Origin of the sequence: Burkholderia sp. BE12 (assembly GCF_002959955.1) — a bacterium.
GTDB lineage: Bacteria > Pseudomonadota > Gammaproteobacteria > Burkholderiales > Burkholderiaceae > Burkholderia.
In genome coordinates this window covers 50,897-69,105 of the sequence record NZ_PREY01000010.1, presented here as the reverse complement: position 1 = coordinate 69,105, position 18,209 = coordinate 50,897, and the positions used below count along the sequence as shown (strand labels likewise).

Here is an 18,209-nt window from a genome sequence, read left to right as displayed (position 1 = left end):
ACGGCCTGCCTGCATTGGCCCGTCGGGCGACGTCGCGGAAGCCGAGGTTTCGGGCGCCTGCATCGAGGCGCCGACTGCCTCGGAAGACACTCCGCCGGACCGCTATCGATGCGCGCCGTCGACACTGCCGAACGGCCGCCGCCCTTCCCGGCCATTGCGCGATCGCCCCGCGCAAGCCGCGATTTACGCGGCAACAGACTTTACACGTTGTTACCCGGCCGCACCGGACGCGCATCCGGCCATTCCTTATACTCACGCCGAGTTCGCCACCCGTGTCGGGAATCCATCGGCGAACACGTTGCCGATGCAGGAAACACATGATGCGCATGCCTTCCACGAAGACCGTTCTGTTCGCCTCGCTCGTCGCCGTGGCGGCGCTTCCGCTCACCGCGTGCGTCGCGCCCGGCTACTACGGCGCGCAGCCGGGTTATCCGCAGCAGCAGCAATACGCGACGCCCGGCTATGCGCAGCCCGCGTATTCGCAACCGGGCTACGTGCAGCAGCAACCGGCGTATCCGAACCAGGCGCCGCAACCGTACGATCAATACGGCAACCCGACGCAATACGGCTCGCAGCCGTATGACCAGTACGGCAATCAGCAACAGCAATACGCGACCCCGTACGGCACGCAATACGGCACCGTCTCGAACATCCAGCCGGTCAACGGCTCGGTCGGCCCGTCGGGTGTCGCCGGCACCGTCGTCGGTGCGCTGGTCGGCGGCCTGGTGGGCAACCAGTTCGGCCGCGGTCATGGCCGCGATGCGGCGACGGTGATCGGCGCGCTCGGCGGCGCGGTGGCGGGCAACCAGATCGGCCAGCAGATGGGCGCCGCACAAGGCCCCAGCAGCTACCGGATCGACGTGCAGGTCAGCGACGGCTCGATGCGCTCGTTCGACGTGCAGTCGCCGGGCAACCTGCGTCCGGGCGACCGCGTGCAGATCAACGGCAACCAACTGTCGCGCTATTGATTCCAGTGGCGTGCGCGTGAGCCGATCTCGCGCATGTCGAGCATTCGACGACGGGTGCCGGTTCGACGCAACGGCACACGCGCCTGGCGTCCCCTCGTCGATGGCGGCACGACCCGCCGCCATCATCGTCTTCTCCGTTCACGATCGTGCCCGCACCGGGCATTGCCCCGCGACATCCGGATTCCCATTAGGATAAGGACGATGCATCCCGCGCCCGCGGCAGCGGCGCGCGCCGGCATGCACGCCCCTCGACCGGAATGCCCCCGATGACGATCACGATCCGCCTGCTCGACGCGGCCGACGCCGCCTGTTTCCGCACCGTCCGCCTGCGTGCGGTCGACACCGCGCCCCTATCCTTCCTGCCGACGCTCGACGAAGAATCCCAGGTGCCGGTCGACGAATTCGCGAAGCGCCTCACGCCGACGCAGGTACAGGCCGTGTTCGGCGCGTTCGACGGCGAGACGCTCGTCGGCATCACCGGCGTGCGCCGCGATGCGCGCACGAAGATCGCGCACAAGGCGACGATCTGGGGCGTGTACGTCGACGCCGCGTATCGCGGGCAACGCATCGCGCAAGCGCTGCTCGACAGCGCGACCGGGCATGCGGCGAACGCGTGGGGATGCAGCCAACTGATGCTGTCCGTGAACGAGGTCAACCACACCGCCGAGCGGCTGTATGCATCGCAGGGGTTCGTGCGGTTCGGCACGGAGCCGCGCTCGCTGTTCGTCGATGGCCGCTTCTACGACGAGCACTACATGATCAAGACGCTGGCATGACGCGTCGGCGTTCGCGTGCAGGCACCGACCGGCTGCACGCGAACGCCGTGGCGTTACGTCATCTCACCGCTTGTCGGTGATCGTCGCGTTGACGACCTGCCCGGCGATCGTCACGTTCGTCAGCGTCATCGCGCTCACGTTGAACGCATAGATCGGCCCCGGCGACGTGACCGTCGGCGTGCCCGACGCCACCGGCGTGCCGAAGTCGCAATCGGTGATCGTCACGCCGGAGATCGGCTGCACCGCGGGCGTGGGCGGCGTGCCGTTGTAGTCGAACGCGACCGGCCCCTGCGCGACGATCGCCTGGAAGCACGATGCGGTCACGCCGTTCAGCGTCACGTTGCTCGCTTTCACGTCGGCGATCGTCACGTTCTGCACGACCGGCGCGCGCGTGCGCACCGCATCGTTCGCCGGCTGATAGTCGCAGTCGAACGTGACGATGCCGCCCTGCGCCGCCGATGGATTGCCTGCCGACGGCGTGACGACGCCGAGCGGCACGCTCGCATTGACCGGGCTGCCCGCGAGCAACGCACTGCCGTAGCCGCCGCCCTTCAGCGTCACACCGTTCGGCAGCGTGACGCCCTTCACGTGGAAATCCTTCACGTAGCCGCCACGGTTCATGTTGGTCTTCACGCGAATCGCGATGTTCAGCGGGTTGGTCTGCCAGTTCGCGTTCAGCATCGACAGGTTCGTCGCATAGATCTGCTCGACGCCGCCGCCCATCTCGCTGCCGAGCGTGATCCCGCCGTGCCCGCTGTTCATCGTGCAGTTGCGGATCAGGTGCCGTTTCGCGGGCCCGTATTCGGTGTCGCGGTCCTTGCCCGACTTGATCGCGATGCAGTCGTCGCCGGTGTTGAACGTGCAGTCCTCGCACAGCACGTCGGTGCACGCGTCCGGATCGAAGCCGTCGTTGTTCGGGCCGATGCTGTTGGTCGTCACGCCGCGGATCACGACGTTGCGGCTCGCGGTCGGATGGTGCTGCCAGAACGGCGTGTTCTGGGTCTGGTAGTTCGCCATCAGCACGTTCGTGCAGCCGATGAATTCGACCATGCATGGCCGCAGATAGTGACCAAGGCCGAAGATGCGCTTCTCCACCGGCACACCGGCCTCGGACAGCGCGGGCAGGTAGTTCTGATCCTGCTGCCACGGCGTGACGGGCGACGTCAGCAGCGCATAGAGCGCGTCGGAAATCGCGGGCGCGACGATCCGCAGATCGACGTTGTTCGGGTTCGCGTAGTTCTGGGCCGGCACCGTCGCGCCCGCGCCGTACGCGCCCGACGAGCCCTTGTAGGTCCACCAGCAGACGCTGTTCGCGCCGCTGCCGGAGAACGGCGTCATCGCCTGCCCGTTGAGCACCGACGTCGGGCCTTCGCCGGTCAGCGCGATGTTCGTCGCGTTGCGCGCGTAGACGGGCGCGCCGTAGTTCAGGCAATCGTTCGCCTGCCAGCGGCTGTAGTACAGCCGGCCGTTCGCGCCGCAATCGACCGGGCCGTCCTTCGCGTAATCGGCCGGGTTCGGGCTGAAGTAGATCGTGCAGTTCGCGCTCAGGTGGAACGTGACGTTGCTCTGCAGCACGATCGGCCCCGCGCAGTACCAGGTGCCGGACGGCACGACGACCCGGCCGCCGCCTTCACGCCGGCATGCGTCGATCGCCGCGAGAAACGCCGGGCGCGAATCGAACGCGCCGGGCGCGGCTGTCATATCGGAACCGGGGCTGACGGGCGATTTCGCTGTCGGGTACGGCGACGTCTGCGCGACCGTCGCGCACCGGCGCGCGCCGTAGTGCGTCACGTCGAGGTCGCGCCCGCGCCGCGCGAGCCGCGACACGTGCGCGAGCGATGCGGCGATGCGCGCCGCCGCGCCGTGCTCGCCCCACACGAGATCGACCGCCGACGCATTGGGCGTCGCGGCCGCCGCCAGCGCCCGGGTGGCCGCGAACGGACCGCCGAGCATCGCGCCGCCGGCGAGCGCGCCGGTCCAGCCGATGAAAGCGCGGCGCGATACCCGTTTCGATGCGGACGATCGGGCGGACGAAGACGAACGGCGGCGATGGGCGGCCATGGGCACTCCTTCAGGGTAGGGATATCGATGCGCCGAGCGGCGCAGCGTTATTTATACGTCGTCGTACTACATTGCAAAGTCTAGACGCGATTGGAGCAACGCATGTATTTGTCGTTTACCCTGTTTTCTCCGACTTCATGTGGCGTATGTGTGCACACACTCACATCGACGAATGCGCTTTCAGAGATATGTTGTCGTATGTTTATGCGCAAAAACTTCGACTCAATCCCGCAATCTGTCCATCGAAAACGGGTTCCCAGCGCGTCCACTGCCAGCCCGCTTCGGTAATTCCGCCTCTGGTCAGCCCCGCGCCGCCCGCGCTATCGTTTCGCCATCCCCACAGCCCAGGAGCTGCCTTTGCCTACCCGCCACGGAGTCGACCTCATCCGCGCCCGCGCGCTGTTCGATCGCGAGCGCCAGACGTTCACCGAAGCCATGCCGGTGTCCCGTGCGCTGTCCGCGGAAGCGTCCGAGCACTTGATGTTCGGCGTGCCGTTGCACTGGATGCAGGACTGGTCGACCCCGTTCTCGCTATACGTGAAGGAAGCCCGCGGCGCGACGTTCACCGACGTCGACGGTCATCGCTACGTCGATTTCTGCCTCGGCGATACGGGCGCGATGTTCGGCCATGCGCCCGAACCCGTCGCCCGCGCGCTCGTCGAGCAGGCCACGCGCGGCTACACGACGATGCTGCCGAGCGAGGACGCCGCCTGGGTGTCGCGCGAACTCGCGCGGCGCTTCCGGTTGCCGGTCTGGCAATTCGCATTGAGCGCGAGCGACGCGAACCGCTTCGTGCTGCGCTGGGCGCGCGCGGCCACCGGCCGCAACACGATCGTCGTGTTCAACGGCTGCTATCACGGCACGGTCGACGACGTATTCGTCGATCTCGTCGACGGCCGACCGGTGCAGCGCGACAGCCTGCTCGGGCAGTCGTACGACCTGCTCGCGAACACACGCGTCGTCGAATTCAACGATCTCGACGCGCTCGAAGCGGCGCTGAAGGATGGGGATGTCGCGTGCGTGCTCGCCGAGCCCGCGATGACGAACATCGGCATGGTGCTGCCCGACCCGGGCTTTTGGGAGGCCGCGCGCGAACTGACGCGCCGCACCGGCACGCTGCTCGTGATCGACGAGACGCACACGATCAGCAGCGGCCCCGGCGGCTACGCGGTCGCGCACGGTCTCGAACCGGACATGCTGGTGGTCGGCAAGCCGATCGCGGGCGGCGTGCCGTGCGCGGTGTACGGGTTCAGCGCCGAATTCGCGGAACGCGCGAAGCAGGCGAAGCTGAACGCGCCGCCCGGCCACTCGGGCATCGGCACGACGCTCACCGCGAACATGCTTGCGATGCATGCGATGCGCGCGACGCTCGCCGAAGTCGCGACCGACGCCGCGTATGCGCACATGTTCGCACTCGCCGCGCGGCTCGCGACGGGCCTCGAACACGCGATCGCGAAACACGGGCTGCCGTGGTGCGTGACGCGCATCGGCGCGCGCACCGAGTTTCAGTTCGCGCCCGTCCCGCCGCGCAACGGCACGCTGGCCGGCGCGCAGCTCGACAGTGAACTCGAGCACATCGTGCACCTGTACCTGCTGAATCGCGGCGTGCTGATCACGCCGTTCCACAACATGATGCTCGTGTGCCCGCAAACGACCGCCGACGATGTCGACCGGCTCGTCGCGCAGTTCGATGCGTGTCTGGGCGAACTGGTGTGAGGCGCTGATGCAAGGCCCGGTACTCGCGCAAGCGCGTGCCGGGCCCTCCCGCCCGCTACGCGGCCCGCAACGCGCGCCGCGCCACTTCCGCGAAATACCGCGCGCCGATCGGCAAAATCTCGTCGTTGAAATCGTACGTCGCGTTGTGCAGCGGCACGCCGCCCCGCCCGGCCGCTTCGCCGTTGCCGATGAACACGAAATTGCCCGGCACCGCCTGCAGGAACGCGCCGAAATCCTCCGAGATCATCATCGGCTGCACGTCGGCGTTCACCGCGTCGGCGCCCGCGACCTGCGCGGCGGCCTGCACGGCCGTCTCCACCCATTCCGGTGAATTCACCGTCGGCGCGAACTCGTGCGTGTACTCGAACGTGCAGGTCGCGCCATGCGTGCGGCAGATCCCTTCGCCGATTTCGCGCATTCGCGTGGCCAGCAACGTCTGCACGTCGCGCGAATAGCTGCGCGTGTCGCCCTTGATCGTCACGGTCGACGGCAGCACGTTGCGCAGCCCGTCGGTGATGAATTCCGTGCACGAGATCACCGCCTGTTGGCCCGGGTCGAGATTGCGGGACACGATCGTCTGCAGCGCGAGCACGATCTGCGAGCCGATCACGATCGGATCGATGCCCATGTGCGGCCGCGCCGCGTGCGTGCCGCGCCCGTCGATCCGGATCACGAAATTGTCTTCGCTCGCCATGATGCCGCCCGCACGCGTCGAGAACGTGCCCGCGCGCATGCCCGGCATGTTGTGCGCGCCGAAGATCGCGTCGACCGGAAAGCGCTCGAACAGCCCGTCGGCCATCATCGCCTTCGCGCCGCGGCCGTGCTCTTCCGCCGGCTGGAAAATGAAGCGCACGGTGCCGTCGAAATCCTTGCGCTCGGCCAGCAATTGCGCGGCGCCGAGCACCATCGACATGTGGCCGTCGTGCCCGCACGCATGCATCTTGCCCGGCGTGCGCGACACGTGTTCGCGGCCCGGCGCGTGCTCGGCGATGTTCAGCGCGTCCATGTCCGCGCGAATGCCGATCGCGCGCCGGCCCGTGCCGGCCGTCAGATTCGCGACGAGCCCGGTGCCGCCGATGCCGCGATGCACGTCGAGCCCGAGCGTGGTCAGGATGCGCGCGACGTAGTCCGACGTGCTCACCTCTTCGAAACCCGTCTCCGGATACCGGTGCAGATGGCGGCGCCAGGTCTTCAGTTGCCCGTGCAGCGGGCTTGCTTCGATTGCGTCGGTTTCGTCCATCGCGTTCGCCTCGTCGGTCGTCATGTCGTTCAGGCCGCCACCGCCGCGCGGCTCAGCCACTCACGCTGGCGCGCGAGCACCGCGTCGGACGTCTCGCCGACGCAATTCCGGTACACGGACGGCGCGGTCGCCCCTTCCGTGTTGATCGCCAGCACGCGCGCATTCGCATCGAGCCCGACCCGCCGCGCGAGCGCCGGGTCGCGCATCAGCACGTCCAGCCCCGCCACGCCGGCCGCACCCGATTCGCCGGCGACGAGCGGCACGTCGCGTTCGCTGCCGGCCGCGAGGCCGCGCATCGCCTGCACCGCGTCTTCGTCGTCGATCAGCATGAAGTGATCGATGCACGTCTCGAGGAAATCCCACGCGAGCGGCGACGCCTCGCCGCACGCCAGGCCGGCCATCACCGAATCGACGCTGCCGGTGGCCTTCGTCGCGCGCCCGGCCAGCGCGCTCTGATACAGACAATCGGCCTGGCGCGGCTCGACGACGACGAAGTGCGGCCGCTGCACGCCGCCGCGCTCCCACAGGTAGCTCGCGACGCCCGCGGCGAGGCCGCCCACGCCGCCCTGCAGGAATACGTGCGTGAACGGTTGCCCGTCGTCCGCTGCCGCCTGCGCGGCCGCTTCGGCGGCGATCACGCCGTAGCCCTGCATCACGTCGCGCGGAATCGTTTCGTAGCCGTCGTACGACGTATCCGACACGACGTACCAGCCGTTCGCCTGCGCGAGCTGCGCCGCGCAGACGACCGATTCGTCGTAGTTCCCCGCGATGCGCACGATCCGCGCGCCGTACGCCGAGATCGCGCGTTCGCGCTCGGCGTCGACGTTCGCGTGCAGCACGATCACGCACCCGCAGCCGATCGCGCGCGCGGCGGCGGCCAGCGCGCGGCCGTGATTGCCGTCGGTCGCGCTGATCACCGTCAGGTCGGCCAGCTCCGCCGCATGGCGGCCGGTGACGAGCTCCCGCGGATCGAGTTCCTGCTTGCGCCGCAGCCGCTTCACGAGCCGCACCAGCGCGATCGGCGCGCCGAGCGCCTTGAAGCTGCCGAGCGGCGAGCGGCACGATTCGTCCTTCACGCTGACGCTCGCGACACCGAGCCGTGCGGCCAGATCGGGCAGCGCACGCAGCGGCGTGCGCGCATGGCCGACGAGCGGCCAGTGCGACAGCCACGCGCCGCTTTCGTCGGCCGATGCGACGTTCATCACGCGGCGCAGTGCGTCGGGATAGGGCGTGCGCGACGCGCGCGGGTTGGCGATCAGCATGACCAAGGCTCCGGTGGGGGACGGCGCGGGCAGTCCGTCAAGTGGGTCGGATCGGGCAGGCGCGGGTTGCGCTCGCCGTCGAATGGAAAATAATATTGCGCATGCCGGTCTAAAAAATCGCCAAATTGCCGGCGTAGACGCAAAAATTTCTCATTCTTTCGAGGTTTGACACGCCATCATGACGTCCCCTCTCGATGCGTTCGATCGCAAGCTGTTGATGGAAGTCCAGCGCGACGCGCAGACCCCGCAGGCCGAACTCGGCGCACGCGTCAACCTGTCGACCGCCGCCGTGAACCGGCGGCTGCGGCGCCTCGCGGAAGACGGCGTGATCGAGCGCTATACGGCCGTCGTCGCGCCGGACAAGGTCGACCATCCGCTGACGATCGTCGTGAACGTCGAGGTCGAAAGCGAGCAGATCGACCAGCTCGACGCGATGAAGCGCACGTTCGAGCGCTGCCCGCAGATCCAGCAGTGCTACTACGTGACCGGGGAATGGGATTTCGTGCTGATCCTCGCGGTGCGCAACATGGATCAGTACAACGCGCTCACGCGCGAGCTGTTCTTCGCGAACAACAACGTGAAGCGGTTCAAGACGCTGGTGAGCATGAGCCGCGTGAAGGTCGGGCTCGACGTGCCGGTCGATTCCGGCGAGTGAACGCAGCGATGAGGCGGCCGGCGCACGACTGCCCGCGCCGGCCGCTTCCCATCGACGGCTACGTCAGCGGCAACTGAAGCTCGCCGCCGAATTCAGGTCGCCCGAGCCGTTGTAGCGCGCGATCTGCGGATACGGGCACAGCGGCCGCGTGCGCCCCGCGCCCCACGACGCGGGCACGTCCGCGTTCGGCACCGCGTTCGTCGTGTCGCGCGCGGCAGCAACGACCGCCGTCGGCGCCTGCCCCTGCTCGACCCACGCCACGAGCGGCGTCAGCATGTCGAACTGGTCGGCGGCCGGCCCGCCCGCGCAGTGATTCATGCCGGGCACCGGATAGAAGCGTGCAAAGCTCGACGCATCGCCGCCGTTCGCCTGCGCGACCTGCGCGTACCAGTCGCGCGTGTCGTTGAACGAGAACACCGGGTCGCCCGTGCCGTGATAGACGAGCAGCTTCGCGCCGCGCGTCTTCAGCGCGGACAGGTTCGTCTCGTCGGGCGGCGTCATGAACGACCACGACGATTGCGTGTACACGCCGTTCGTCGCGAAGATCGCCGGCGCATCGTTGTCCATGTCGAAGCCGAGTGCGAACCCGGGCAGGTTCGCGAGCGCTGCGGCAGTTTTCGGCGGCGTCATGAAGGTGAACGCCATCGCGGCCGGATCGAGCGTGATCGACGCCGATTGCTTCCACGACGCCCAGCCGCCGGCAGCCACGCCCGGATCGTACGGAAAGCTCGCGTACAGCGCCGTGCCCGCGCTGTTGCGTGCACCGGCGAACACGTTCTCCAGCGCGGTTTTCTGCGCGGGCGTCAGGCAGGCGCCCGTGCGCGCGCCGTTCGCGCAGGTCGGGATATCGGCATCGACGCTGAAGTGCGCCTGGCACGCGGCGACGTCCTGCACCATCCCGTCGGCCGCGCCGTCGAGCGCATCGCATTTGTCGAGGATCCTCGCGCCGACGAGCTGGCGCTCCGCATCGTTGAAGCCGCTGCGGATATCCGGCAACCCGTTCGATCCGGTGGCCGACGCGATCTTCGCGAACTGCTGCGCGCCATACATCTCGCCGATCGCCGCCTTCGGCAGATGGAAGCCCGGGTCGCCCGCGATGATGCCGTCGTAGTCGGCCGGGTTGCGCACCGCCGTGACCATCGCGTGACGGCCGCCGTTCGAGCAGCCGCCGAAATAGCTGCGATCGGGCGCCTTGCCGTACGCGAGCCGGATCACCTGCTTCGCCATCGGCGTCAGCGCATCGACGGCGCCGTAGCCGTAGTCGATCCGCGCCTGCGGATCGAGGCCGAACAGCGGATTCTGCGCGGCGCCGTGCCCGGAATCCGAGCTGATCACCGCGAAACCCTGGTTCAGCGCGTTGGTCTGCGGCCCGCCGCCGCCGATCTCGCCGGTCGCGGTCACGACGTTGCCGTCGAGCCCCCGCCGTTCGCCTGGTAGAAGAAGCGGCCGTTCCACGCTTTCGGCAAGCGCATCTCGAAGCCGATCGCATAGGTCTTGCCGTCCACCGCGCTCACGCGCTCGTTCATCTTCCCCGTGATCACGCAGTGCTCGGCGACCGGCTTGCCGGCCACCGTCAGCGCGCCGGCAGCCGCGGTCGTCACCGACGTGAACGACGTGTTCGCATACGCGAGCTTCGCGGCGAGCGCGTCGCAGGTCTGCGCCATCGCGGCCGGCGTCGCGGCGCTCAGGTGAGTGGGCGCGGCACTGATCGAATCGTCGCCGCCGCAACCGGCGAGCATGGCGGCGGCGGACAGCGGCGCAATACAGAGGATTGCAGATTTCCTGTTCAAGATAACTCCCGTTCGGTTCGTCACGTCGGTGAATCAGAACATGTGCCGCACGCCGACCATCGCGCCGAGTTGCCCCATCCCTGCGCCGGGCGTCGTGCCTGGCCCGCCGCCGCTGACCGAGTAGCGTGCATGCGCGCTGTTCCACAGATACGACGACTGCGCGTAGACGGCCGTGCGCTTGCTCAGCAGATAGGTCGCGCGCAGCGTCGCCATCGTCGCGCGCGTGTCGTGCGCGCTGTTGACGATCCGGTAGCCTTCGCCGTCGACGACGAAATCGGGCTTCACCGCATACGACGCACCGAGGAAGAACAGGTCCGAATGCGCGCCGGCCGCGGCCGGCGAACCGGTCGACACGCGCCGCCCGATCCAGCCCGCGCCGATCCGTGCGCCGGCCGCCTGCGCATACGCGCTCACATGCGTGCGCGCGTCCTTGCCGCCGCTGCTCGTGAAGGGAACGGGCGCGACGCCGTCGAAGAAGTTCGCGGCCGCGCCGGTGCCGCCGCGCTGCTCCTCGTACGACGCCGCCGCACCGAAATACGCGCTGTCGTACTTGAGCATCACCGACCAGTTGCGGCACTGCACCGCGTCGCCCGGCACCTGCCCCGCGCACGTGCCCTGCCCCGGCGAGTTGCCGGTGCCCGCGCCGTCGCGGCCAAACGAATACGCGGCGCCGAGCGTCACGCCGCGATACGTGCCGACGTAGGTCACCGCGTTGTCGGCGCGTCCGTTCGGCACGTACGCGTCGAACGAGCCGAGCCCGTAGATGTCGGGGCCGATGATGTCCGCGCCCTGCAGCGCGAGATAGGTCATCGTGTACTGACGGCCGAACGCGAGCGTGCCGAAGCCGCTCTTCAGGCCGACGAACGCCTGCCGCCCGAACAGCCGGCCGCCCTGCCCGAGATCGCCGCCGCGCACGTTGAAGCCGCTTTCGAGCGTGAACACCGCCTGGTAGCCGCCGCCGAGATCCTCGGTGCCGCGCAGGCCCCAGCGCGACGGCAACTCGCCCGTCACGCCCGGCATCCGCACCACGTGGTCGCCGGCCGCGTTCGCGTGCGACACGAATTCGACGCCCGTATCGATGATCCCGTACAGCGTCACGCTCGACTGGGCGTGTGCGCCCGGCGCGGCGAGCGCGCAGCACGCGCCGGCGGCCAGCAGGCCGTTCCTTGTCTTCGTTTTCATGTCGTCTCCAGACCTTGTTGAATCGCGCGCTCTGACGGCGCGCATTGAAAAAATCGAACCGTCAGTCGCCGGCTTGCGGGCGGCGAATCAGCACGAATGCAGCGAAGGCCGCGACGAGCGTGACGGGGATGCTCGCGCCGATCACGACGGGCGCGCTGCGGCCGGCGGCCAGCAGCGTCGCGGCCGCGAGCGGCCCGACGACGGAGCCGAGCCGGCCGACCGCCACCGCCGCGCCGACGCCGGTTCCGCGCATCGCGGTCGGGTAGTAGATCGCCGCGAGCGCATACAGCACCGACTGCCCGCCGACCACGAACATCCCCGCCGCGAACGCGGCCGCCGCGAGCGACGCGAAACCGGGCGCGGCCGCGAGCGCGGCGAGCGACAGCACGATCCCGACATACATGCCGCCGACCACGCGCGACGCGCGCATCCGGTCGAGCGCCGCACCGATGCCGAGCGCGCCGAGCCCCGCGCCCACGTTGAACGCGATCTGCACGAGGCCGACGTGGGCGCGATCGAGCCCGCGCGCGGCCATCAGCGACGGCAGCCAGTTCAGCAGGAAGTAGAGGACGATCAGCGTGCAGAAGTAGCTGACCCACAGTGCGACCGTCGACGTCGTGCGGCCGTCGCCGAACAGCGTCCGGGCGACACTGGACCGCGCGGCAGGCGTGCCCGCGACGTCGAGATACGCGCGCGATTCGGGCAGGAACCACACGAGCAGCGGCACGAGCAGCAGCGGCCCCACGCCGCCGACGTAGAAGATGTGCCGCCATTCGGTATCGCCGGCGAGCAGCACGCCGATCACCGACGCGATCACGCCGCCGAACGGGATCCCGCAGTACATCGTCGCGACCGCGCTGCTGCGCGAGCGCGGCTCGACCGCTTCGGACGACAGCGCGATCAGGTTCGGCATCGCGCCGCCAAGGCCGATGCCGGTCAGCACGCGCACGACGACGAGCATCGCGAAGCTCGAGACCTGCGCGGTCGCGATCGACAGCAGCCCGAACAGCACGGTCGATGCGATCAGCACGCGCTTGCGGCCGATCCGGTCGGCGAGCCGCCCGCCGAGCATCGCGCCCGGCAGCAGCCCGAAGGTGCCCGCGCTGAACGCGATGCCCATCTGCGACACGGACAGCCCGAATTCGCGCGCCATCCGCGGCGCGGCGACGCCGACCGACTGCAGGTCGAGCCCTTCGAGGAGTGCGATCGCGAAACACAGCGCGAGCGTGGTCGCGACCGTGGGTTTTTCGGCAACGTAGGTGTTCATTCTGTCTCCAGTCCCATGTCTTGTAGTCGGTCGGCCGTGCAACGACCGCCGCGCGCCGCCGCCGGCCAGGGGCGGTTCGGCGCGCGAGGTATCGCATGAACCGGCGCCTTTATCAGGCAACCTGATTCACTGGCCGCAAGCGTGCCTGCCGGTGTCGCGGCCGGCCGGTCGTTGTGTCTGCTCGTTGCTGCTCGTTGCTGCTTACTGCTAGCGCGTACTGCTTACGCGTAAATCACGTCGGGATCGCGCCGCGCCGGGTCGTACAGCGCGTCGATCATCGCCGCGCGATGCTTCTGCACGGCCGCCTGGTTCAGCGAACCCTTGTCGGTCGCTTCGCCGAGATCGAGCGACGGCGGCGTGTCGACCAGCCGGATCCGCGCGACGAACGTCGAGCCGCCGCTCGCGTTCCGGTTCAGCACGGCGAGCCACGCCGCGAACGCCGCGCGCACGGCCGGCGCGCGCAGCACGTCGGTCACGGATGCATCGGCGGCGAGCCCCGCGAGCGCACGGCATGCATCGACGCGCGGGAACACCAGCAAGCCGATATCGTCGCGATCGATCCCGGTCACGACCACGTCCTGCACGTACGGGGCCCCCGTCGACACCGCATTCGCGCGCAACGGCCCGACGCTGACGAACGTGCCGCTGCTCAGCTTGAAGTCCTCGGTCAGCCGCCCGTCGAACAGCAGCCCGAGTTCCGGCCGTTCCGGGTCGGCGAACGCGGCCGCGTCGCCGCTGCGGTAATAGCCTTCTTCGTCGAACACGTCGCGCGGATCGACGTCCGCATGCCAGTAGCCGCGCATCACGTTCGGCCCCTTGAAGCGCACTTCGAGCTTGCCGCCGCACGGCACGAGCTTCGCGTCGCAGCCGGGCGCGGGCAGGCCGATATAGCCGGCGCGCATCAGCGGCCCGGTCGTGAACAGGCACGACGGCGACGCCTCCGTCATCCCGAGGCCGGCCATGATCCGGATGCGCTCGCCGCAATGCGCTTCGGTCACGCGGTCGAGCCGGTCCCACGCGGCTTGCGACAGCCCCGCGCCGCCGAAGAAATACAGCTTCACGCGCGAGAAGAACGTGTCGCGCAGCTCGGCATCGCGTTCGAGCGCGGCGGCCAGCTCCTCCCAGCCCTTCGGCACGTTGAAGTAGATCGTCGGTGCGATCTCGCGCAGGTTGCGCACGGTTTCGTCGAAGCGGCCGGGCATCGGGCGGCCGTCGTCGATATACAGCGTGCCGCCGTTGTACAGCGCGATGCCGAGGTTGTGACTGCCGCCGAACGTGTGATTCCACGGCAGCCAGTCGACTAGCACCGGCGGTTCGCGCGTGAGTTCGGGCATCGTCTGGCGCAGCATCTGCTGGTTGCTGCACAGCATCCGGTGCGTGGTCGGCACGGCCTTCGGCTGCTTCGTCGAACCGGACGTAAACAGGATCTTCGCGAGATGGTCGGGGCCGACCGCGTCGTGGATGGCGTCGATCGTGCGCGGGACGGTAGCGAGCAAACGCGACAGCGGCACCGCGCGCCCGTTGCCGCCGGTGCCGTCATCCTCCTGGGCATCGGCATCGCGGGCGACGATCAGCGTCGCATCGGCCGGCAGCGTCGCGTCGAGCGCACGCGCGAACGGCGCGCGCTCCGCGACGAACACCGCACCCGGCCGCAGCACGCCGAGCGTGTGACGCAGCTTGCCGTAGTCGGTCGACACCAGCGAATACGCGGGCGAGATCGGCGAGTACGGCACGCCGGCCAGCATCGCCGCGAACATCAGCTGCAGATGCTCGAGATCGTTGCCGGACAGCACCGCGAGCGGACGCTCGGCCGACAGCCCGAGATCGACGAGCCCCTGGCCGAGCGCGCGCGCGCGTTCGAGCATCCGCGCGTACGTGATCTCGATCCAGCGACCATCGGCGCCGCGCCGCGCGGCGAGTACGCGGTCCGGATGCGCTTGCGCGCCGCGTACCAGGCAGTCGGTGATGCGCGTCGGATAATCGCCGAGCGGCTCGCGCGAGCGCAGGTACCAGGTACCGTCGTCCGCGCGGCGAATCTCGGCCGCGCCGACCGCGACGGCGGCCGCGCGATAGCGCACGGCGTCGGCGTGTTGGCCGACCTGAAGCGGCGCCTTCTCTGCATTCATCGTCGGCTCGCTCATATCGGGTAATGGCGCGGCGTGGTCTGCACGGTGATCCAGCGCAGCTCGGTGAATTCGGCGATCGACGCGCGGCTGCCGAAGCGGCCGTAGCCGCTCGCCTTCGTGCCGCCGAACGGCATCTGCGCTTCGTCGTGCACGGTCGGCCCGTTGATGTGGCAAATCCCCGATTCGATCCGCCGTGCAACCGCCATCGCACGTGCGACGTCGCGGCTGAACACGCTCGCCGACAGCCCGAATTCGCTGTCGTTCGCGAGCGCGACCGCTTCGTCGTCGCTATCCGCGCGCAGGATGGCGACGACCGGCGCGAAGGACTCCTCGCGATAGAGCCGCATGTCGCGCGTGACGCCGTCGACGATCGCGGGCTGCATCGTCGCGCCTTCCACACGGCATCCGAGCGGCAGGTGCGCGCCATGCGCACGCGCATCCTCGACCAGCGACGCCGCGCGCGCGGCGGCCGACGCATCGACCATCGTGCCGAGCGGATGGCCGGCCAGCGGATCGCCCGCGACCAGCGTGCGCGCCTTCGCGGCGAGCCGCTCGACGAGCGCATCGGCGATCGGCCGCGCGGCGATCACGCGCTCGGTCGACATGCAGATCTGCCCCTGGTTGAAGAATGCACCGAACGCGATCGCGTCGACGGCCGCATCGAGATCCGCGTCGTCGAGCACCAGCACCGGCGCCTTGCCGCCGAGTTCGAGCAGCACGGGCTTCAGGTGCGTGGCCGCGTGGCGCGCGATGATGCGGCCGACGTGCGTCGACCCGGTGAAGTTGATCCGCTTCACGTGCGGATGCGCGATCATCCGCTCGACGAGTTCGGGTGCGTCGGCCGCCGCGTGCGTGATCACGTTCACCACGCCCGCACCGAGCCCTGCTTCGTCCAGCACCGCGCCGATCAGCGCATGCACGCCCGGGCATGCCTCGGACGCCTTCAGCACGACCGTGTTGCCGCACGCGAGCGGCATCGCCAGCGCACGCGTGCCGAGGATCACCGGCGCGTTCCACGGCGCGATGCCGAGCACCACGCCGCACGGCACGCGCATCGCGAGCGCGAGATTGCCCGGTACGTCGGACGGGATCACGTCGCCGGCGATCTGCGTCGTCATCGACGCGGCCTCGCGCAGCATGTTCGCCGCGAGCGTCACGTTGAAGCCGAGCCAGCCGGGCGTCGCGCCCGTTTCGGCGACACCGGTCGCGACGATCTCGTCGATACGCGCATCCATCTGGTCGGCCGCCTTCAGCAGCCGGCGGCGCCGCTCGGTCGGCGCGAGCGCTGCCCAGGCGGGGAACGCGCGGTGCGCGGCGTCGATGGCCGCGTCGGCGTCGGCCGTACCGGCCGCCGGCGCGCGCGACGCGAGCGCGCCCGTCGCGGGGTTGAAGCGGTCGAAGGTTCGCCCGTCGCGGGCGGTGCACCACTCGCCGCCGATCAGCATCCGTCTGTCGGTCATGTCGTCTCCTGCCTTGCCTGTCTCTTGCGATTACGCCGGCGGTAATGCCGGCGGCTGCGTCGGCGCTCGTATCAGCGCTTGTATGCCTGCAGGCCCGGCTTGATCGTCTTGTCGTCGAGGAACTGCTTCAGCCCCTGCTCGCGGCCGCGCTCCGGGTCGCGCAGCTGCGCCTGGTCGAGCTTCGCATACAGGTAATCCTCGCACTGTTCCCACGTGAGCTCGCGCGAACGCTTGAAGCCGTGCTTCGCCGCGCGCAGCACGACCGGGTTCTTGTCCATCAGCCGCGCGGCGAGCGCGATCGTCGCGTCGCGCAGCTCGGCGAGCGGCACGCTGCTGTTCACGAGGCCCATTTCCGCCGCTTGCGCGCCGGTGAACGTATCGCCGGTCATGATGTAGTGCAGCGCGCGGCGATGCCCGACCGTGTCCGCCATCGCCTTGCTGACGAGGTTGCCCGGCGGGATGCCCCAGTTGATTTCCGACAGCCCGAACACCGCGTCGTCCGCCGCGATCGCGAGGTCGCACGCGACGAGCGGCGAGAATCCGCCGCCGAAACACCAGCCGTTCACCATCGCGATGGTCGGCTTGTTGTACATCCGCAGGCGGCGCCACTGCCAATCCGATGCGTCGCGGCGCACCTTTTCCTGCAGCGCGTCGGAGCCGCCGTCGATCTCGCGGAAATATTCCTTCAGATCCATGCCGGCCGTCCACGCGGCGCCCGCGCCGGTCAGCACCAGCACCTTCGCCTCGTCGTCGAACTCGACCGCGTCGAGGACGTCCAGCATCTCCCGGTTCAGCGTCGGGCTCATGGCGTTGCGCTTCTCGGGGCGATTCAGCGTCACCCACGCGATGCCGGCCTCCACTTTCACTTCAACGGTCTGCCAGCGGTTGTCGTACTTGCTCATGTCTGTTCCTGTCGTTCGTTCCAGTGCGATTCGGTGCGCAGCATCCCTGCTGCGGACGACCTCATTTAATATCAGGCTACCTGATATTGCAAGCGGCACGAGCGCCGGTGTAAACCCGGAGCGGAAGGCGAGAAAGCACCGAAAAATCAGGGAGCGGTCGGACGAGTGCCGAAGGCGCGTACGAAGCGAGCGCGGGCCTGGCGGGCCCGCGTCGTGAAAATCGCGGAAGCGGTCAGCCGCGCAGGTTGCGCGAGAACAGTTCGAGCGCGCGCTGCACGTGCGCGGCGTCGTCGGCCGAGATGTCGCCGAGCATGCGTGCCTCGAGCGGGCGCAGCACGGTTTCGCATTCGCGCAGCATCGCCGCCCCTGCGTCGGTCAGCGTCAGCAGGATGATGCGGCCGTGCGACGGGTCGGCTTCGCGCGTGACGAAACCGCGGGCGGCCATCACGCTCATCACCTCGTTCGCCGATTGCGGCGTGATCCACGAGCGCTCGGCCAACTGCGCGTTCGACGATGCGCCGCGCGCCTCGAGCACCGACAGCGCCGTGTATTGCGCGAGCGTGATGCCGAGCGGCGCGAGCGCGTCGGTCATGTGACGGCGCAGCAGCCGGTCGAGACCGCCGATCACGTAGGTCAGGCGTTGTTGCACGCGCGCTTTCGGCTTGTCGCCCGTCGCGCGGGCGGCGCTTTTCGCGGCGTTCTTCGGATTCGCGGGCTTGGTCGGTGCGGAACTCATGGTGCGGACAGGATGGAATTGCGGGCCATCTTACCAGCAGGTCGGGAGATGAACGGATGTTTGGGGAA

Annotated in this window: 13 protein-coding genes and 1 pseudogene; 4 read left to right on the top strand and 10 right to left on the bottom strand. The window is 69.0% G+C overall.

Translation table 11 applies throughout. The features are described 5' to 3' along the window. Window positions 1–317: 317 nt before the first annotated feature. Both C4B30_RS13170 and C4B30_RS13165 read left to right on the top strand, forming a co-directional pair. Window positions 318–968, top strand: coding sequence for a glycine zipper 2TM domain-containing protein (locus C4B30_RS13170; protein ID WP_027781741.1), 651 nt, complete (start codon window positions 318–320; stop codon window positions 966–968). Window positions 969–1,234: 266 nt separating this feature from the next. Continuing rightward, complete coding sequence (locus C4B30_RS13165) at window positions 1,235–1,744, top strand: GNAT family N-acetyltransferase (protein WP_027781742.1); 510 nt, start codon at window positions 1,235–1,237, stop codon at window positions 1,742–1,744. 63 nt (window positions 1,745–1,807) lie between these two features. Here C4B30_RS13165 and C4B30_RS13160 read toward each other — a convergent pair whose 3' ends face one another. Beyond that, window positions 1,808–3,805 carry a glycoside hydrolase family 28 protein gene (locus C4B30_RS13160; protein WP_027781743.1) on the bottom strand — a complete coding sequence of 666 codons (1,998 nt, stop codon included), beginning with the start codon at window positions 3,803–3,805 and terminating at the stop codon, window positions 1,808–1,810. A 357-nt stretch (window positions 3,806–4,162) separates the two neighbouring features. Here C4B30_RS13160 and C4B30_RS13155 point away from each other — a divergent pair, with 357 nt between their 5' ends. After that, window positions 4,163–5,521, top strand: coding sequence for an aspartate aminotransferase family protein (locus C4B30_RS13155; RefSeq protein WP_027781744.1), 1,359 nt, complete (start codon window positions 4,163–4,165; stop codon window positions 5,519–5,521). Between the two features lie 55 nt (window positions 5,522–5,576). Here C4B30_RS13155 and C4B30_RS13150 read toward each other — a convergent pair whose 3' ends face one another. Beyond that, entirely contained in the window at window positions 5,577–6,761 is a 1,185-nt protein-coding gene (locus C4B30_RS13150; RefSeq protein WP_027781745.1) for a M20 aminoacylase family protein, read from the bottom strand. A gap of 29 nt (window positions 6,762–6,790) precedes the next feature. Further along, window positions 6,791–8,023 (bottom strand): diaminopropionate ammonia-lyase, encoded by a 1,233-nt coding sequence (locus C4B30_RS13145; protein ID WP_027781746.1) that lies wholly within the window; start codon window positions 8,021–8,023, stop codon window positions 6,791–6,793. 178 nt (window positions 8,024–8,201) lie between these two features. Here C4B30_RS13145 and C4B30_RS13140 point away from each other — a divergent pair, with 178 nt between their 5' ends. Next, window positions 8,202–8,678: an Lrp/AsnC family transcriptional regulator gene (locus C4B30_RS13140; RefSeq protein ID WP_027781747.1), complete on the top strand. Its 477-nt coding sequence runs from the start codon at window positions 8,202–8,204 to the stop codon at window positions 8,676–8,678. A gap of 63 nt (window positions 8,679–8,741) precedes the next feature. On the opposite strand, the pseudogene C4B30_RS13135 reads toward C4B30_RS13140, so the two are convergent. From C4B30_RS13135 to C4B30_RS13105, 7 genes and pseudogenes are all read right to left on the bottom strand, one after another. Further along, a pseudogene (locus tag C4B30_RS13135) lies at window positions 8,742–10,468 on the bottom strand (tannase/feruloyl esterase family alpha/beta hydrolase). A 33-nt stretch (window positions 10,469–10,501) separates the two neighbouring features. Continuing rightward, window positions 10,502–11,650 carry a porin gene (locus C4B30_RS13130; RefSeq protein ID WP_027781749.1) on the bottom strand — a complete coding sequence of 383 codons (1,149 nt, stop codon included), beginning with the start codon at window positions 11,648–11,650 and terminating at the stop codon, window positions 10,502–10,504. A 61-nt stretch (window positions 11,651–11,711) separates the two neighbouring features. After that, on the bottom strand, window positions 11,712–12,917 hold the full coding sequence (gene mhpT / locus C4B30_RS13125; protein ID WP_027781750.1) for a 3-(3-hydroxy-phenyl)propionate transporter MhpT: 1,206 nt from the start codon (window positions 12,915–12,917) through the stop codon (window positions 11,712–11,714). Window positions 12,918–13,138: 221 nt separating this feature from the next. Then, a complete protein-coding gene (locus tag C4B30_RS13120; RefSeq protein ID WP_027781751.1) occupies window positions 13,139–15,058 on the bottom strand; it encodes a feruloyl-CoA synthase in 1,920 nt (639 codons plus the stop codon). Continuing rightward, the gene (locus tag C4B30_RS13115; protein ID WP_027781752.1) at window positions 15,055–16,503 is read right to left on the bottom strand and encodes an aldehyde dehydrogenase; all 1,449 of its coding nucleotides are present in this window, start codon (window positions 16,501–16,503) and stop codon (window positions 15,055–15,057) included. The genes C4B30_RS13120 and C4B30_RS13115 overlap by 4 nt, the downstream gene beginning before the upstream one ends. 71 nt (window positions 16,504–16,574) lie before the next feature. Then, on the bottom strand, window positions 16,575–17,405 hold the full coding sequence (locus C4B30_RS13110; RefSeq protein WP_027781753.1) for a p-hydroxycinnamoyl CoA hydratase/lyase: 831 nt from the start codon (window positions 17,403–17,405) through the stop codon (window positions 16,575–16,577). A 232-nt stretch (window positions 17,406–17,637) separates the two neighbouring features. Further along, complete coding sequence (locus tag C4B30_RS13105) at window positions 17,638–18,141, bottom strand: MarR family winged helix-turn-helix transcriptional regulator (RefSeq protein WP_105132594.1); 504 nt, start codon at window positions 18,139–18,141, stop codon at window positions 17,638–17,640. Window positions 18,142–18,209: the final 68 nt, after the last annotated feature.